The 17,647-nt window shown below is 65.7% G+C and carries 12 protein-coding genes and 1 tRNA gene; 4 read left to right on the forward strand and 9 right to left on the reverse strand.

Features of this window, described 5'->3' with window-relative positions; all coding sequences use genetic code 11:
* Nucleotides 1-9,312 (reverse strand): type I polyketide synthase, encoded by a 9,312-nt coding sequence (locus A0W34_RS18575; RefSeq protein ID WP_081558067.1) that lies wholly within the window; start codon nucleotides 9,310-9,312, stop codon nucleotides 1-3.
* A 419-nt stretch (nucleotides 9,313-9,731) separates the two neighbouring features.
* Here A0W34_RS18575 and A0W34_RS18580 point away from each other — a divergent pair, with 419 nt between their 5' ends.
* Nucleotides 9,732-10,448 (forward strand): hypothetical protein, encoded by a 717-nt coding sequence (locus tag A0W34_RS18580; RefSeq protein WP_064689267.1) that lies wholly within the window; start codon nucleotides 9,732-9,734, stop codon nucleotides 10,446-10,448.
* Between the two features lie 73 nt (nucleotides 10,449-10,521).
* Nucleotides 10,522-10,603 (forward strand) — tRNA-Leu (locus A0W34_RS18585).
* 59 nt (nucleotides 10,604-10,662) lie between these two features.
* Here the strand turns inward: A0W34_RS18585 and A0W34_RS18590 are convergent.
* Nucleotides 10,663-11,382 carry an aspartate/glutamate racemase family protein gene (locus A0W34_RS18590; protein ID WP_064689268.1) on the reverse strand — a complete coding sequence of 240 codons (720 nt, stop codon included), beginning with the start codon at nucleotides 11,380-11,382 and terminating at the stop codon, nucleotides 10,663-10,665.
* A 282-nt stretch (nucleotides 11,383-11,664) separates the two neighbouring features.
* Between A0W34_RS18590 and A0W34_RS18595 the strand changes: the two genes are divergently transcribed.
* Both A0W34_RS18595 and A0W34_RS18600 read left to right on the forward strand, forming a co-directional pair.
* Nucleotides 11,665-12,072 carry a hypothetical protein gene (locus A0W34_RS18595; RefSeq protein ID WP_021333455.1) on the forward strand — a complete coding sequence of 136 codons (408 nt, stop codon included), beginning with the start codon at nucleotides 11,665-11,667 and terminating at the stop codon, nucleotides 12,070-12,072.
* Entirely contained in the window at nucleotides 12,069-12,449 is a 381-nt protein-coding gene (locus A0W34_RS18600; RefSeq protein ID WP_003945334.1) for a DUF3817 domain-containing protein, read from the forward strand. The genes A0W34_RS18595 and A0W34_RS18600 overlap by 4 nt, the downstream gene beginning before the upstream one ends.
* 62 nt (nucleotides 12,450-12,511) lie before the next feature.
* Here the strand turns inward: A0W34_RS18600 and rdgB are convergent, their stop codons facing one another.
* The 7 genes from rdgB to clpS form a co-directional block, all read right to left on the reverse strand.
* Entirely contained in the window at nucleotides 12,512-13,120 is a 609-nt protein-coding gene (gene rdgB, locus A0W34_RS18605) for an RdgB/HAM1 family non-canonical purine NTP pyrophosphatase (RefSeq protein WP_081558068.1), read from the reverse strand.
* 3 nt (nucleotides 13,121-13,123) lie between these two features.
* On the reverse strand, nucleotides 13,124-13,909 hold the full coding sequence (gene rph / locus A0W34_RS18610) for a ribonuclease PH (protein ID WP_003945332.1): 786 nt from the start codon (nucleotides 13,907-13,909) through the stop codon (nucleotides 13,124-13,126).
* A gap of 52 nt (nucleotides 13,910-13,961) precedes the next feature.
* Entirely contained in the window at nucleotides 13,962-14,720 is a 759-nt protein-coding gene (locus A0W34_RS18615) for a cyclic nucleotide-degrading phosphodiesterase (RefSeq protein ID WP_007733274.1), read from the reverse strand.
* A 97-nt stretch (nucleotides 14,721-14,817) separates the two neighbouring features.
* Nucleotides 14,818-15,477, reverse strand: coding sequence for a rhomboid family intramembrane serine protease (locus A0W34_RS18620; protein ID WP_007733273.1), 660 nt, complete (start codon nucleotides 15,475-15,477; stop codon nucleotides 14,818-14,820).
* A gap of 92 nt (nucleotides 15,478-15,569) precedes the next feature.
* Nucleotides 15,570-16,637 carry a P1 family peptidase gene (locus tag A0W34_RS18625; RefSeq protein WP_081558069.1) on the reverse strand — a complete coding sequence of 356 codons (1,068 nt, stop codon included), beginning with the start codon at nucleotides 16,635-16,637 and terminating at the stop codon, nucleotides 15,570-15,572.
* Nucleotides 16,634-17,224 carry an oxidative stress transcriptional regulator AosR gene (aosR, locus tag A0W34_RS18630; RefSeq protein ID WP_042925785.1) on the reverse strand — a complete coding sequence of 197 codons (591 nt, stop codon included), beginning with the start codon at nucleotides 17,222-17,224 and terminating at the stop codon, nucleotides 16,634-16,636. Before aosR ends, A0W34_RS18625 begins: the two co-directional genes overlap by 4 nt.
* A 56-nt stretch (nucleotides 17,225-17,280) precedes the next feature.
* Nucleotides 17,281-17,592, reverse strand: coding sequence for an ATP-dependent Clp protease adapter ClpS (gene clpS, locus A0W34_RS18635; RefSeq protein ID WP_029255695.1), 312 nt, complete (start codon nucleotides 17,590-17,592; stop codon nucleotides 17,281-17,283).
* Nucleotides 17,593-17,647 lie beyond the last annotated feature (55 nt).

The following is a 17,647-nucleotide window of genomic DNA, read 5'->3' on the forward strand; positions in this document are numbered from 1 at the left end:
CTACTTGCAGCCGGGCAGATTCGAGCGGTACACCTGGTCTGCGCCGAGTCGTGCGTCCTCGCTCAGCAGCATGTCCGCTTCGAGCTGACGCGACGCCTTGGCCGGCGTTCCGTCGGCACCGAGGCGACGATCCGCCGGGCGCTCGTAGAGGCTGTCGCCACCGCACATCGCCTTCGCGAGGCGACGCTGACCGTCGATCGTCCGCTGCTGGGCCGCAGCAACATAGGCGTCACGCTTGTCGGCCGGAACCGACTCGACGAATGCCTGCGGGTGCACGACTGCGATCAGTCCGGAGACGTGACCGAAGCCGAGGCTGGTCAGCAGGCCCGCGCGCAGCGGAAGATGCTCACCGAACTTGAGCGGCTGACGTGCCCACACGAGGTGCTCGAATTCGGCCATCTTGTCGTCGACGCAGTCGAGACTGCGGTTCGGCGGGACGATGCCCTGGCTCAGTACCTGGCAGAGCCCGATCAGCTGGAAGGCTGCGGCACCACCCTTGGCGTGACCGGTCAGGCTCTTCTGCGAGACCACGAACATCGGCGCGCCTTCACTGCGTCCCAATGCCCCGGCGAGCCGCTCGTGCAGCTCTGCCTCGTTGGGATCATTGGCGGCAGTGGAGGTGTCGTGCTTGGAGATCACGGCGATGTCGTCGGCGCTCACGCCGAGTGCGTTGAGCGAGAGTGCGAGCTGCGAATCCGCTCCCCCACGTCCGGCGCCCAGTGCTCCGAGTCCCGGTGCCGGGATCGAGGTGTGGACACCGTCGGCGAACGATCCGGCCCAGGCGACCACACCGAGGACGGGAAGACCCATCTCGAGTGCCAGGTCACCGCGAGCGAGGAGAATCGTTCCGCCACCGGCCGACTCGACGAATCCGCCGCGGCGACGATCGTTGGCCCGCGAGAAGCGGCGATCCTCGATGCCCTTGGCATGCATGTCCTCGGTCTTGGCAGTGGCCGACATGTCGCCGAAGCCGATGATGCCTTCCGTGCTCAGATCGTCGAACCCGCCGGCAACAACCAACTGCGCCTTGCCGAGTCGGATCTTGTCGACGCCTTCTTCGACGGATACCGCTGCCGTGGCGCAGGCGGCGACGGGGTGAACCATCGCACCGTAACCGCCGACGTACGACTGAACGACGTGCGCTGCAATGACGTTCGGCAGCGCTTCCTGCAGGATGTCGTTCGGACGGTTCTCGCCGAGCAGCGTGTCGATGTACAGGCTCCTCATGGAGGTCATGCCGCCCATGCCGGTGCCCTGCGTGTTGGCGACCAGGCTCGGGTGTACCCAGCGGAGCAGTTCGCTCGGAGTGAAGCCGCCGGTGAGGAAGGCGTCCACCGTTGCGACGATGTTCCAGAGGCCGACGCGGTCGACCGAATCTGCCATGTCGGCGGGGATGCCCCACTTGGTGACGTCGAAGTTGGTCGGAATCTGGCCGCCGACACTGCGAGTCAGCTTCATCTTGCGCGGGACGCGGATCTCGGTGCCTGCGCGGCGGGTGACCGTCCAGTCTCCGGACTCGGCGGAAACCGTCGCCGTCGTGTTCTCCGGATCGGATTCGACGAAGGCCTGAGCCTCTGCCTCACTGCCGACCACGAAGCTCAGATCCTTGTCCAGGAACACGGAGGTGAGCAGCGGAGCGGTGTTGTCGATCATCGCGCCCTCGTCGACGTAGCGACGGATGCCGCAACGCTCGACGACTGCGTCGTGGTACTTGTCGGCGATTTCCGCCTCGGGTACCAGGTCACCGGATTCGACGTCGTACCAGCCCGGCTTGGGGTCGTTCTCCCAGACGATGAGTCCGGTGTTCCACGCCAATTCGAGAACGCCTGCGGCAGAGAGCTGCTCGTCGACCTCCATCTCGAAGCGGGTACGCGAGGAACCGTAGGGTCCGAGCTCTCCGGCACCCACGATGACCACGAGGTCCGCGGGGGTGACGTCCAGTTCGGGCCAGCTCGGAGCCTTGACCGAGTCGTCGATGCGAGCCGGCGCGGGCAGCGCCAGGATGCTGGACTCGTCCACTGCTTCGTCGACAGCTTCGGCGATCTCGGCAACCTCGGCAGCTTCCTTGGCCAAAGCACCCAGATCCAGGTTGGCCTCGGACAGTCCGCCGGTCAGGTCGACCTCGAGCGGGGCCTCTGCTGCAGCGCGCCGCGACTCGCGGGTTGCCGTCTTCAGCAGTTCGGTCGCCATCTCCTGGGTGGACCAGGTGCGGACGCCCGCAGCTTCGACCGCGTCGACGATCGGATCGTTGTGACCCATGAGTCCGGTTCCGCGAACCCAACCGATGACCGCGTGTGCCAACGTGACCCGCTCGGCCCAGTTGCGCTCGGCCTTCCAGCGGTTGACCACGGCGATCAGCGAAGCCTTGGCCTCGCCGTAAGCACCGTCGCCGCCGAACGTTCCGCGGTTCGGCGAACCGGGCAGCACCACGTGCAGGTGCGTGTCGACGTCGCTGTCGTAACCGATCTTCGACAGACCGCCGATGAGGCGCTCCACCGACCAGAGCAGCACGCGCATTTCCATTTCGGCGCGAGCGCCGGCGTCGGAGAGTTCGCCGCCGACACGGGGAGCTGCGAACGGGAAGAGCATCGTCGGCGTCATGGCCGGCTTGATGAGCTTCTTTGCGCCGCCTGCGTTCTCGGTGGCTTCGTTGCCGATCCAGTCGATCAGTGCGTCGACGTCGGTGTACGACGCCATGTTCGCGGGAACCACCCAGAGGGCGGCACCGGCGCGAGCATTCTCGCGGTACAGGTCGCGGTAGAAGCCGAGACGCTGACCGTCGAGTCGCGAGGTGGTCACGAATACCGTTGCGCCACCGGCAAGGAGCTTGCCTGTGACCGCTGCCGCGATGGAGCCCTTGCTGGCGCCCGTCACTACTGCGACCGCGCCTGCCCACTCGGGTGCGTCGGATTCTGCCGCAGCAGCCGCATCAGCGATGCGGGTGTAGACCTCGGCGAGTGCGGTGCGGCCTTCGTCGGTCGCACGGGTGGCCCACCACTTCGCCTGTGCGGCGACGGTGGAGCCGGCACCGATGAAGTTCTCGACCGACAACGCGGTGTCACCGAGCCAAATGCGAGCGAGATCCTCACGCGCACTTGCCCAGCGGTCGTCGAGCAGAACGGCCTTCTGCGCGTCGAATGCCGGAGCAACCAGACGCGGCCAGTCGGAGCCGAGTTCAGCCGAGACCAGGTCGACCAGTTCGGTGTCCTCGACCGTCGCGACTGCCGTTTCTTCGTTCAGTCCGAGCTGCTCGAGTACCAGGCGTGCGGCCGAGGCCAGAACGCCGTTGCGACCGGTGATGTTCTCGGTGAACTCACCCAGCGCGGCTGCGTCGACGGTTCCGCCGCTTCCGCCGCCGGTAGCGGGCAACGAGACGCTGACTCCGCGAGCAGACCCGACCGAGGCAACTGCGCTGTCGATGACTGCGTCCACTGCTGCAGCGTCGGCCAGTGCGCCGGAGCTCAGGCCACCGAGGTCGCCGCCGCGGATGCTGGCGCCGTCACGGGTACCGAGAGCCACTGCTGCGGTGACGTGATGTGCCCAGCCGTCGCCCAGCTCCCAGACCTTCTTGACGCGGTCGGCGATGTAGCCGGGACGCTTGCCCGAGGGGCCGAAGACCTTGCGTAGGTGATCGTTGATCGAATCGGAGAGCACCGGTCCGAACGGCTTGTACGTACGGGCGAGCTTGTCGACGGTTGCCCCCAGGGAGCCCATGTCGGCGTCTGCGGCCCCGTCGATGGCACCGAGGGAGAGCTCGGAGCCGAGGTCGACCAGAAGCTGGTTGCGACGCGAGGAAACGCCGTCGCACAGTGCCTCGATCGTGTCCGCGGGGCCGACCTGATCGGGACGGAGCTTGGTCCACAGGCTGATCAGGACCTTCGTGGCGTCGGGCGCCTTGAAGGTGAGGTCGTCCGGACGCGGTCCACCCGAAGGTGCAGCCGGCGCGGCAGCGGCAACCGGAGCAGCGGCCGCGGCGGCCGGAGCAGCCTGCGCGGCAGGCGCTTCGATCTCGTCGTCGTCATCGACAGCGGGGTCGACGTCGGTGCCGTAGACGATCGCGGCTTCGCGCTCGACGTTGAGAACCTCGACCGGGTAGCCGAAGCGGCCCGGCAGCTTGAGGGTCTGCGACGCGAGGTTTGCAACGGTCGGGGCAGCGCCGAGACCGATCTCGACGAAGCGTTCGACCCCGAGTCCACCTTCGGACTCGTCACCGAAGAGCAGGTCCTGCGTCTCGATCCAACGGACCGGGCTGGCGAACTGCCAAGCCAGCAGCTCGATCAGGATGATGCGGGACAACTCGTGAGTGCGCGTTGCGTAGCTGTCGAAGTCTGCGAGGACTTCCTGCAGCGGCTCGGACGGCACCAGGTCGGCGATTTCCTGAACGAAGTCACGACGCAGCGAGAACGGCTTCGGAACCAGGTTCGGGATGTAGCGGCCGATCAGGATGTCCGGATCGATGTCGTGCGGGAGCAAGTCCTGCAGGCACACGCGGAAGTCCGCCACGCCACCGCGAAGGACGGTGGAGTGGAACGGCACGTCGATGCCGGGAACCTGGATGTATGCCCGCTTGCCACCGAATTCTGCTCGGCGACGATCGATTTCGACCTCGAGTGCGTCGAGACCGGCTACCGAACCGGCAATGGCGTACTGGCTGCCGCGCAGGTTCAGGTTGACGATTTCGAGGAACTCACCGGAGGTCTCGGCGACACCGGCGACGAAGCCCTGCACGTCGTCGTCGGAAACACCGATCTGCGACGGGCGAATAGCGGCCATGCGGTAGTCGGAGCGTCCGGCTTCGTCACGGGAAACGAGCTGGTGCATGGCGGAGCCACGCTGGAAGACGACCTCGAGAAGTGCTTCGAGCGGGAAAACCTCGGCGACAGCAGCGAGTGCGTTGTACTCACCGACCGAGTGACCGGCCAGAAGGGAATCCTCGATGAAGGTTCCGGATTCGCGCAGCTCGGCAACCTGGGCAACACCGAGAACGGCCATGGCCACCTGGGTGAACTGGGTCAGGTGCAGGACACCGTCGGGATGCCTGTGCTCGACACCACGGGCCTTGACGGTCACCGGGTTGTCTCGCACGACAGCGAGAATCGAGAATCCGAGCGCCTTACGAGTGTGCTTGTCCGCGCGCTCCCAGACGTCGCGGGCGGCCTTGGAGCGTGCGCGAGCGTCGAGGCCCATGCCCGGGCGCTGAATGCCCTGGCCGGGGAAGGCGTAGACGGTCTTCGGTGCGGCAGTGCGGCCGGTGGCGACCATGACCAGTTCGCCGTCGATGCGGCAGCCGACCTCGACGATTTCCGCGCCCTGGTCGATACCGACACGATCGACACGGACGTCGATCTCGGCGCCGGGTCGAACCATCCCGAGGAAGCGAGCTGTCCAGGCGGTCAGGCGGCGCGGCGGGACGCGGGTCTCGGCCGGGTCGACTGCGGTGACTACCTGCTGCGCTGCGGCGGAGAGCCACATGCCGTGCACGATCGGGGTTCCGAGGCCGGCCAGCAGAGCGGCGTTGTCGGAGGTGTGAATCGGGTTGTGGTCACCGGAAACCTGAGCGAAGGCGCCCATGCTGACCGGCGCGAGGATCTTCGCGTCACGGCGACGACGCCGCGAGGTGTCGACAGCCGCATCGCTGATCGATCCACCGGCGCGAGCCGGGTCGGCGAGTTCGCCTGCACCGGTGCGTCCGCGGATCGCGAAACGCTCGGTCATGGTGACGACTGCGGGGGCGTCGAGGCCCTCGCCGAGCATGGCACCGACCTCGACCTTGACCTCGACGACACGACCGAGGTCGGTGTCGAGAACCGAGGCGACCTCGGCATTGACCACGAGAATGCTTGTCTCGGAGGGAAGTTCACCGACGAAGTCGACGGTGTGGTCGAGGTGGACCAGGTCGAGCATGCCTTCGATAACGGAAATACTATCGAGCTTGGCTGCGCCGAGGACTGCGAACACTGCAGGCCAGCATGCTCCGACGACGACGTCCGGAACAGCCTTGCCGCTGACACTGAGCGTGGCGGGCAGACCCGAACCGGTGACACCGGCGTGATCGGCGATGCGATCGGGAACCCACGCGACGTTGAGGCGAGCCTTGCCGTTCTTGACTGTCGGAAGTTCCTGTCCGGCAGCAACTGCCAGGAGCGCGGACATCGCACCTTCGGCATCGGCTTCGGTGACAACCGGAGCGCCGCCGTCGACGACGGACTCGGGGATCGTGATCGCGATGTCGACGGACTTGCCTGCCACCAACGGAACCGAAAGCAGCACGTGCGAGGAATCGACGACGGTCAGACTGGAACCGGTGGTGCCGTGAACTGCCTTGTCGGCAGACTCTGCACTCCACTCGTCGAGGTCGCCGAGACGACGGACGGGGTTCTGGGTCAGGCGGCCGGCCCACTGGAGGTCAGGAGCCGAGAGAACGGCGTCGAGAAGTCCGGGTGCGGAATCCTGGTGGCGACGGCTCGCGAGTGCCACCGGAGTGGTTCCGGCAGCAACCAATTCGTCGTAGGTCGCCTTCTCGAAGCGATCGAGCAGGTCACCGACCGGCTCGTCGACACGGGTGATGCCGGCGACGGCAACGGTGCCGGGGATGACGCAAACCTGATCGGCGGTGTAGCGGGGGTCGTGTGCCTGCCACAGGGAGTCGCTGCGCCACCAACGACGCACGTCACCGTCGACGACGGGAACGAAGTTGACCGGCTTGCCCGGCGTCTTGCACAACGAGATGAAGAACGAGACGTCTGCGGGATGCAGAACGGTGGTCGAGTAGTCCGGGTACGACGCCTGCAGTGCGCAGATTGCAGCCTCGGGGCGCTCGAGGGTCTCGGCGTCAGCGAACAGCGTGGGGATCGGGCCGCGGTCGACCGGGTGCAGACGCGCCTCGGTGCGCTGGAGCATCTCGCCGAAGCGAGCACGCCAGGTGATGTCGAGCCACGGGCTCGACGTCGCCTCGACGATGGCGTCCTGAAGATCGGCGCCGCAGTCGAATTCCTTCGCCGCGTCGATGCCGACGGTCAGCTCGAGGTAGCGGCGCAGCCACTGTGCGTACGTCATGGTCTCGACGTCGCCGAAGTACGGCTTGGCGGTGACGTCGAGGGCGGCGATGATCTCGTCGCGGCGCTCGGCCACTGCCTCGGAATCGCCGGCAACCTCGTCGAGGAGGCGCCCGGTACGCGAAGCCGCGTTGTCGATCTCGTGGATGTCGGCACCGAGCTGGCTACGGCCGGAGGCCATTCCGCCTTCAGCGGTACCTGCACCGACCCAGTCCGGCGTACCGGGTGTGTCGACGAGGAGCTGCTTGACCTCGGGAGAGGTGGTGGCCTCGAGAGTCGCCATGGCTGCGGTGCCGACCAGGATGCCGTCGACGGGCATGGCCGGGAAACCGGCTGCGGCAGACCAGCGACCGGTCAGGTAATCGGCTGCGCGCTCGGGTGTTCCGATGCCGCCACCGACGCAGATGACCAGGTTCGGGCGTGTACGCAGCTCGGCGTACGTGTCGAGGAGCAGGTCGTCGAGGTCTTCCCACGAGTGGTGTCCGCCGGCGCGGCCGCCTTCGATGTGGACGATGACCGGGAAATTCGGAACCTCGTTGGCGATGCGGATCACGGAGCGGATCTGCGCCACGGTGCCGGGCTTGAATGCAATGTTGGTGATGCCGATCTCGGACAACTCGTCGATGAGGGCAACGGCCTCTTCGAGTTCCGGGATACCGGCGGTGACGATGACGCCGTCGATGGGAGCACCGGCGGTACGGGCACGCTGCACGAGGCGCTTGCCACCGAGTTGCAGCTTCCACAGATACGGGTCGAGGAACAGGGAGTTGAACTGGACCGCGCGGCCCGGCTCGAGCAGCATCTTCAGCTCTGCGACACGGTCTTCGAAGATTTCTTCGGTGACCTGCCCGCCACCGGCAAGCTCGGCCCAGTGACCGGCATTGGCTGCCGCGGCAACGATCTTGGCGTCGACCGTCGTCGGCGTCATACCTGCGAGCAGGATGGGTGAACGACCGGTCAGCTTCGTGAACGCGGTCTCGACGCCGATACGGCCGCCGGGAAGCGCAACGGGCTTCGGAGCGAACTCGGACCACGAACGTGAGACCTCAGGTGCTGCACCGGGGGTGAGCAGATTGCGGTGTCCGCCGCGGGTGGCTGCGGCGATGATGCCGATGCCCTGTCCACGCAGCGAAGAGGACGTCATACGGGTCAGCTGATCGCTGGGTCCGAGATCGAGAATCCACTTGGCGCCGGCGGAGATTGCGCCGTCGACAGCCTCGACCCAGTCAACCGGATCGACGAGGACACCCTGCGCAAGTTCGCGCGCACGGTCCGCGTCGAGACCGCAACGGGTCGCCCAGCTGCCGACGAGTTCGACGGCCTCGGTCAATGCGGGGTGATGGAAGCCGATTTCGGTGTCGAGCGGATCGAAGGACGGCGCGAAGACGGAACCGCCACGCTTCTTACCCTCGCGCTCGCGGGCTTCCTCGGCTTCGATCTGCTCGCAACGCTCTTGCACGCGTGCCAGCTGAGCGGGCGGCCCGGCGAGAACGACGCGGCGACGGCCGTTGCGGATGGCGAGGACAGCCGCGCGCTCAGGCGCCACACCCTCGGCAAGCTCGGCGACGATGGACGCGAGACGCTCGGGATCGACGCCCGAGACCGCAACCATCGGCTTCGCGGAGGCGCCGGCGATGACGCCGCGGCGACGGCCGACCAAGCTGGCAGCAGCACCGACGAGCTGTGCGACGGCGAGGAGTTCACCGTCGTCGTTGCCCTGCGCGGCTACGGCAGCCGTGGCCAGAAGGCCCTGCGAGTGGCCGATGACGGCAGCCGGCGGGTTACCGGCTACATCCAGACCCTGAGCGGAGAGTGCACGCAACGCCGCAAGCTGCGTGAGGAAGACGCCGGGGAGTGACACCGGAGCTGCGGTGAGCGCGGCAGCGGAAGGCCCGGCCGACTTCTCACCTTCTTCTTCGTCGACGATCTCGGCTTCGAGCATCCACGCGATCGGATCGAATCCGACCGGGCGAACCACGAGGAGATCCTGCGCGACGGGCGCGAGGCGTGCTGCTGCGTCGTTGACCAGATCGGTCAGAACGGGCTCCAGGCCGTTGTCACGGCTGAGCTCCTCGAGCGAGGTGAGCCAGGGAGCGCCCTGTCCACCGAAAGCGATTGCGTAGGAAACGCCGTTGTTCAGCGAATCGACGAGGGCACCTTTGCTGGTCGTGCGGGACTGTCCCCCATCGACGCCGAAACGGCGTCCACCCTTCGAGTCGCGTCCGTTTCCTGTAGGTGTCGTGTCATCGATCGTCACGCGTACGTCCTCTCCTGGTCACCTCTGCGGCGAGGTGGGATTTGCGGTGTGCTGCCCGGCTGAAGTGCTCGCGAATTCGTCGAGAGAATCGACGGAGTCAGGGCGTTCGTGCAAGACAAGGTTTACACAGAATCATGAGGATTTCCTCACGTTTGTCGGCACCCTGGAAATCTGGACTTTCGGGGCCGTGATCTTCCTCACGAGACTTCGAGAAAGTGACTCGCGAGTAGGTCGCGAACGCCCTGCCTGGGACTGTTACCGGGATTTTCAGAAACCTGAGGAAGCCCTCATATTTATTGTTACCAATTCGTGACCTCCTTGACGGACGGTCGATCCCGTGCGTTCCGGGCCACAATCTGTCGGACCCCCTCGCTACGTTCAGCGCGTCCACACCGGACAACTTCTCGGGGGGAGAAATCATGAAAGACACAGACGTAGTCAGAGCGGCCGAATTCATCGGCGCCGAGCTTCCGCGCGAGGCGTGGCCGCATTGGAATCAGGGATGGCCGCGCGAGTCCGAAGCCGCCCTTCTCGATGCGATCTTCTCGTCGCGCGCCGCCTATGGAACACCGAAGACCGGAGTCCGCGCCGTCGTCGACCGTTGGCGCACACACCGCTCGGTAGCCGCCGACGATCGCCTCGACAGCTTGCCCGCTCTCGCCGCCTTCACCGACCGTGGCGACGAGCTCGCAACGATTCTCGGCAATCGCCAGCGCGTGCCGGGCAACTACTTCACCAAAGCCGAAGGCGCGGCTCGTGCGGCCAAAGCGCTCGCCGACGCCGGTTGCCGGTGCGGTGCCGACGTCGAGGACACCGAAGGCCTCCGTTCGGCAGTCGTCTCCGTTCCAGGCCTCGGCCCCAGGACCTTCGAGACACTGATGTTCCTGTCCGGGAGGTTGACGGTAACTTCGATCGACCTGCTTGCACGGTTCGCCACCGAAGCAAGCAGTAGCGAGAAATTGTTGTCGAGCACCGACGCAGCCGAGTTGCTCGTTGCGGTTGCCGAACATCTCGATGTCGATGTTCGGACACTCACCCACGCTGCGTGGCGGTATCAACGCACGGCCGAGCAACCTCGCCGATCGAAGAAATCCACCATGCCGCCCGCAGCGGATCCACTCGCCGAAACGGCCTGAGAGCGGGCGGGCGCATCCCGACCAGGGTGGTGTGCCCGCGAGCGATTCCACTCGCGTATCCTTTGAATTCCGCGCGCGAGTGGCGGAATTGGCAGACGCGCTGGATTTAGGTTCCAGTGTCTCAGGACGTGGGGGTTCAAGTCCCCCCTCGCGCACAACGAAGAGCCCCGCCGGATCTGATCCGGCGGGGCTTTTTCGGTTCTCGTGAGCAAGGTCAGCGCTTTCGATCCTTGACCGGTGGAGTCATGTACGTCGTCCGACTCGGTGTCAGCCCCAGACGGACCGAGCTCTCCAACCATGTGATCGCCGCTGCCGTCGGGTCCACAACCGGAACATGAATCCCTTTGCCATGCAGCCTGTCTCGGACTGCGGCGGTCACACCGAGCATGCCGGTGCAACCGAGAACGACGGAGTCGGCGTCACCGTTCTCCACTGCCGTAGACGCCTGTGCGGCCAGTCGATCGATCAGTTCCTCCCGATCGGTGAGGCCCAGCACCGGCATGTCCACGACTCGAATACTGCCCAGCCGACTATCGAGTCCATACCGCCGAGTGAGCGATCGGAGCATCGGCACGACATTCGGCAGGATGGTCACGACACCGACGCGATCGCCCAGACTCATCGCTGTCAGAAATGACGGCTCGAAGCCGCCGACCACCGGAGCGTCGATGACCTCTCGGGCGGCATGCACTCCGGGATCGGCGAAACACGTGATGAACACACCGTCGACGCCGTCGGCTGCCGCCTCCTCGACCCGCTGCACGATCCCGGGGCCGGCAAGTGCCTCGTCGTACTCGGACTCGATGCTCGCCGTGCCAGAGAGCAGTGACACGACGTCGACCGTCGTACCGGGCGCCGCCCAGTGCTCCACCTCGGCTGTCACCGCCGGAGTCAGTGTGGTGTCGATGACCGGGCGAATCACTCTGATGTGCATGAAACACTCCCCTGCTTTCGGATACGCGCCGAGGTTATCGATGCAGCACAGCCGGGAGAATGTGTTCAGTGCCCTGGCGTTGCGGGTGAGGATGGGCATAGCGCACAGGTGCTGCGGGACGGCCTCTACGACACGCCGTGGCACGGCTCCTACGACACGCCGTGGCACGGCTCCTACGACACGCCGTGGCACGGCTCCTACGACACGCCGTGGCGCGGCTCCTACGACACCGTGTCGGAGATCGCAGGGCGAGGCACTATAGCTCTCAGGTACCGTCTTAGTGTGTCCAAGAACGCTACTAAACGCCGACCTGCGCTGATTCTGCTGGTCATCGTGTCAGCTGCCGGCTGCCTCGCGCTCGGCTGGTGGCAGTGGGAGCGCTTCGAAGCCGTCGGAGGCTCGGGACAGAATCTCGGGTACGCGTTCCAGTGGCCGCTGTTCGCGGCGTTTGTCGTGTACGCGTACCGCAAGTTCGTTCAGCTCGAAGACGTGGACCCCGAAGAGGCCGAAGCCGAGGAAGCCGCCGCGGAGCCGCGTGAGATTCCCGCCGACCTCTTGCCGCAACGCCCGCAGGCCGAGTTCGACGATGTGAACCTCGACGTCGACGACCCTGAAGCCCGCCAAATGCTGGAATACAACGACTACCTTGCGCAGCTCGCCGCTCGCGAGTCCGATAGGAGCACGACGTGAGTACCGGTTCGGAAGCGAGCATCGCTACCCCCGCAGTCAACGCAGAAAAGCAGAAGAAGGTTGCGTCGGCGCTGGTCCGATACCGCGTTCTCGCCTGGATCACCGGCCTCTGGCTGCTGTTCCTGACCGGTGAGATGGTCTACAAGTACCTGATTCTCGACAATTCGGCGGACGCACCGTCGTGGTTGTTCTACATCGGCCAGATCCACGGCCTGTTCTACATGCTCTATCTCGTATTCACGATCGACTTGGCGATCAAGGCCCGGTGGAAGCCCGGTACGACGGTTGCCACCGCGCTCGCCGGCACGATCCCGTTCCTGTCGTTCGTGTTCGAGCACAAGCGAACCGCCCAGGTGAAGCAGGCTTACCAGCTCTGAGTGTTCCGAAAAGTAGAGCCCTGAACGCAGACGCGTTCAGGGCTCTACTTTTCGGATTCGGTTCAGCCGGCCAGTGTCGCCAGAGCCGGAACGAGCTGTACGAGCGCGCGCCCTCGATGTGACGCCGCATCCTTCTCGGCCGGGGTGAGTTCTGCGGCCGAGCGGGTGTCGCCGTCCGGACGGAAGATGGGGTCGTATCCAAAGCCGCCGTCGCCGGCTGGTTCGCGGCCGATCACCCCGCGCCATTCGCCGCGCACGACGGTCTCGTCGCCGCCGGGGATCACCAGTGCACAGGCGGAGACGAACGCCGCGCCTCGACGCTCGTCCGGCACGTCTCCCAGCTGAGCCAGGACCAGAGCCGTGTTGGCGCCGTCGTTTCCGTGATTGCCCGACCATCGCGCGGACAGCACGCCGGGCATACCGTTGAGTGCGTCGATCTCGACACCGGAATCGTCTGCGATGCAGGGCATTCCGGTTGCAGCTGCTCCGTCACGCGCTTTGGCGAGCGCATTCTCCTCGAACGTCGCTCCGGTCTCGGGGGCTTCGGGGAACGGCGGGACCTCGTCGAGCCCGACCAGTTCGATTCCGCTTACTCCAGCGGCGTCGAGCACCCGGTGAAGTTCCTTCAGCTTCTTGGCATTTCGGCTGGCAACCAGTACTCGTACGCTCACAGCTCAGGCACCGAACTTCTTCTTGGGTTCCGGATTCTTCGGTTCGGGTAGCACCCCGGGATACGGCTCGGCCAACGCTTGACGCTGGATCTCGAAAAGTTGCTCACAACCAGCCAGAGCGGAGTCGAGCAGCTTGTCCAGCGTCGAGCGTGGGAACGTGGCGCCCTCACCGGTTCCCTGGATTTCCACCAGCGTGCCGGTATCGGTGGCCACGACATTCATATCGACCTCGGCGCGCGAATCCTCTTCGTACGGAAGATCGAGGCGCACTCGTCCGTCCACGACGCCGACGCTGACGGCCGCTATGCCACACGAGATGGGCTGTGGGTCGGAGAGCAGGTCGGCTGCGCGCAGGTACGTCACGGCGTCGACCAGGGCCACGTATGCCCCCGTCACTGCCGCGGTGCGAGTGCCACCGTCGGCTTGGAGGACATCACAGTCGAGGGCGATGGTGTTCTCACCGATTGCCGCGAGATCGATGCACGCTCGAAGTGATCGGCCGATGAGTCGACTGATCTCCTGCGTGCGGCCGCCGACCTTGCCCTTGACCGATTCGCGGCCACTGCGTGTGTGCGTGGCGGCGGGAAGCATCGCGTATTCGGCTGTCAGCCAACCCAAGCCGGAGCCCTTGCGCCAGCGGGGTACACCCTCTTCGACGCTGGCCGTGCACATGACGCGAGTGTTCCCGAACTCGACCAGAACGGATCCGGCCGGGTGACTGGTGAACCCGCGGGTGATCTTGACCGTGCGGAGCTCGTCGTCCGCCCTACCGTCTTCTCGTGTAGTCACCTTCGTGAGCCTAGCGGTCGCCCGGTGAGCGCTGCACCGAATGTGAGGGGAATCAGATGTCGTAGACACTTCCGGCGGAGACGGCATGGACCGGTCCGGAGAATTCGGATTTCGCTTCGGCGATCACGTCTTCACGCGATGTCCACGGCGGGATGTGCGTGAGGAGAAGTTCCTTGACGCCGGCGAGGGCAGCCACACGGCCGGCTTCCTTACCGGAGAGGTGAACTCCCTCGGGGCGATCCGGACTGTCGGTCCACGACGCTTCAGAGAGCAACACGTCTGCACCACGCGCGAGTTCGACGACGTTGTCGCACATACCGGTGTCGCCTGTATAGACGAGGACGCGGCCGTCGGCGCCGGTGATCCGGAAACCGTAAGCCTCGGGTGGATGATTCATCCGGCGGGCGACGACGCTCAGTTCACCGAACGTCACCGGCTCGTTCTCGGCCCAGAGCCGGACGTCGATGGTGTCGGAGATGTCGTCCATCTCGCCGGCGCACTCGGCGGAGGACACTCCGATGCGGCACGCGGTGTCGGTGGGGCCGTAAACCAGAGCCCGGCCGACCGGCGGGTTGGGGTGATAGCGACGCCAGACGAGCAGGCCGGGCATGTCGAGACAGTGGTCCGCATGAAGGTGCGAAAGCAGGATCGTCACCTCGCCCGGATCGGCGTATCGCTGCAACGCCCCAAGAACTCCCGGGCCGAAGTCGATCACGAGCGGCGGAGTTCCCGGTGCCGTGAGCAGGTATCCCGAAGCCGGTGAATCCGGACCCGTGACGCTGCCGGAACACCCCAGGACGGTCATGCGCATACCGGTCATGCTGCCACGTCTACCCGTCTGGGAAAAAGCTCTTGGTGGTTTTGGCGCGTCGAAGTCACACCGCAGTGAGGGTGTGACCCACGTCCGTTCAGAAACTCGGTGGTCGAACGGCCGGCGCCGACCCGGCACGCTTAGCCCTCTCCCCCGACGTGAGCGCCCAGGCCGCCACCACGCCGCCGATCGCTCCGAACAGATGCCCCTGCCAGGAAACCCGTGGATCGCTCGGCAGAACGCCCCACAGCACTCCGCCGTACACGACGAAGACGGCAACGCCGATCAGGATCTGTGTGAAGCTCCGCGTGAAGAACCCGCGGACCAGCAGGTAGGTGACCCAGCCGAAGATCAGCACGGACGCACCGACGTGATTCGAGTTCGAGCCGGCGAACAACCAGGTCCCGACGCCGCCGATCACCCAGATGATGCCGGTCGCCGCGAGTCCTCGCGCAATTCCCGACACCAGCACGAGGTATCCGAGGATCAGCACCGGAATGGTGTTGGCGATCAGATGACCCCAGTCGTCGTGCAGCACCGGGGCGAACAGGATTCCCCACAGGCCGTCGAGCGTGCGCGGGGTGACGCCGGCGTTCTGGACATTCTGACCGGAGATGACATCCACGATCTCGATCACGTAGAGCAGGATCGCGAAGCCGCCCACCAACACGGCCGACTGCTTCCACACCGAGGGCGGACCGGATTTCGGTGCCGGCGTCCGGGTGCCGAAGTCCGGACTGTTGAAATCCATCGTCATCGTGTGCGTCCTCCACCGTCGATCCGGTCTTCTGATCCGGTCACTCGCGACCAGGCTCAATTCGAGATTACCGCCGATTCCAGGAGTGCTGCCTAGAGAAATGCGGACGGGAAGAGTTCGCGGTAGCTCGGGATTCCGGCTACCGACGTGGCGTCGAGAATCGCTGTGACGATCGCACGTTCGACCACCCGGGCCGAAGCCGCGCACACCGCGTCGAGTATCGGCAGTTCGTTCGGGAAAGCGTCCGGAACCGTGATCTCCGAATTCGGAGTGTGATCACCGGTGGCGAGCGCAAAGATCGTGTCGCCGTCGAGCGGCGAATGTGCGGGCCGAATCGCTCGGGCCAGGCCGTCATGACCTGCGACGGCGACGCGTCGGCACCCGGCTTTCGTCAAGGCGGCGTCAGTGGCGACCACACCGATCGTGGTGTTGAGGACGGTTCCCTTGGCTGCAACGGCGTTGGCCGCCGCGAGTTCGGACGCGTCGGGGAGCCTGAGGCCGAACGACTCCGCGCCGTCCGAGCCGACGCCCCACGGCAGGCCTGTTCTGGGGTCGAAGACCGAACCCACCGGATTCGCCACGATCAAGGCGGAGACCGTCGCCCCCTCGGCGGGGCCGTCGACGATCACGACGCTGGCCGTTCCCACCCCACCCTTGAGCGCCCCGGCTCTGGCACCTACCCCCGCGCCGACCGTGCCGGTGGCGAATTCGCGCGAAGCAGTGTCGGCAGCGAGGAATCCGAAATCGCCGGTCGGACGAACGGTCCAGTCCCCCACCGGCAGATCGAAGATCACGGCGCCGGGCACGATCGGTACCACCTGGCCGGGAGCGCCCATCGCGATCCCGTGATCGTGTTCCTCGAGCCAGCGCATCACTCCGTCGGCCGCGGCAAGTCCGTAGGCACTACCGCCGGTCAACAGCACGGCATTGACCTGCTGGACCGAATGGCTCGGGTCGAGCAGATCGGTCTCGCGGGTACCCGGACCGCCGCCCCGGACGTCGACTCCGGCGACCACACCGGCCGACGCGAGCACGACCGTGCAGCCGGTGGCTGCGCCGCTTCCGAGAGTGGCTCCCTCGTCGAGCTTGTGGTGATGACCGACGGCGAGGCCGGCGACATCTGTCAGTGAATCAGTGGGCCCGGTCCGCGTTGTGGTCATGGCATGAGCGCCTGGACGAGGGAGTCCTGCATCCACGTCAACCAGTGATAGACGTCGAGATGCGGGGCTCGCGGGTCGTCGGGTTCGAGGCTCTCCGGGGTGTCGGCGTCGATGCCGAGATTGGTTCCGAGCGCGAGACGGACGTCGTTGAGCGAGGACAGCCAGGCGTCGGCCTGTTCCTGCGTGAGAACGACCTTGCCGCCGGCCTCCGGAAGCGAAGCCAACAACATGCGAGCGGACTCACGCTTGGCGTCGATGATCTCGGGTTCGTGCAAACTGCGCAGCGCGCCGTTGACATTGGCGCCGGCGTCGTCGAGATCGTCACTGTCCGGAGCGACCTTGTCCGGATCGGTGCGCTGGAAGTCGGGAAGCAAACGCGCCAACACCGGATTGTCGGGCGGCTCCGAATTTCCGGTACGAAGACCCGTCAGCGCGGCGAGCTCGTCTTGCGGCGCCGAAGACGCGCGCTCGTCGAGAAGCCCGGTCACCGACTCCACGAGCGAGCGCAGAACCGCCGCCTCGTGGCCGTCCATCTCGGATTTGAACTTCACTCCGCCGAGTGAACTCTTCCTACTCCACGTCCGCACGCGTCGGACTCCCGTCTACGAGTTAGGCGAACAAATCGGTCGAAAAAGTGCTTTTCTCAGGTGTCGTCGCGTTGCATCGTGGCCCAGAGACCGGCAGCGTGGAGGCGACGAACATCGGCCTCCATCTTGTCGCGCGAACCGCTCGAGACCACGGCCTTGCCCTCCGAATGGACCTGCATCATCAGGTCGGTGGCCTTGGCTTTGCTGTAGCCGAACAACTTCTGGAACACGTAAGTCACGTAATGCATGAGATTGACCGGGTCGTCCCAGACGATGGTCACCCAGGGCCGATCTGCGGCTTCGATGGTCGCAACAGCCTCCGACTGCTCGGGCGTGGCTTGAGGAGAAGAAGCCGTAGCGCCTCTCATCGTTACGTTCGCCGAGTAAGTGCCGGACACGGTCGCGCCGCCGAAAACCATGTAT

Origin of the sequence: Rhodococcus sp. BH4 (assembly GCF_002079265.1) — a bacterium.
GTDB lineage: Bacteria > Actinomycetota > Actinomycetes > Mycobacteriales > Mycobacteriaceae > Rhodococcus_F > Rhodococcus_F qingshengii.

Bases quoted from the DNA above. Each gene is read 5' to 3' on its own strand.
- A0W34_RS18580 (WP_064689267.1), top strand. From the start codon at position 9,732: ATGAAAGACACAGACGTAGTCAGAGCGGCCGAATTCATCGGCGCCGAG.
- A0W34_RS18590 (WP_064689268.1), bottom strand. From the start codon at position 11,382: ATGCACATCAGAGTGATTCGCCCGGTCATCGACACCACACTGACTCCG.
- A0W34_RS18615 (WP_007733274.1), bottom strand. From the start codon at position 14,720: ATGCGCATGACCGTCCTGGGGTGTTCCGGCAGCGTCACGGGTCCGGAT.
- A0W34_RS18620 (WP_007733273.1), bottom strand. From the start codon at position 15,477: ATGACGATGGATTTCAACAGTCCGGACTTCGGCACCCGGACGCCGGCA.
- A0W34_RS18625 (WP_081558069.1), bottom strand. From the start codon at position 16,637: ATGACCACAACGCGGACCGGGCCCACTGATTCACTGACAGATGTCGCC.
- clpS (WP_029255695.1), bottom strand. From the start codon at position 17,592: ATGAGAGGCGCTACGGCTTCTTCTCCTCAAGCCACGCCCGAGCAGTCG.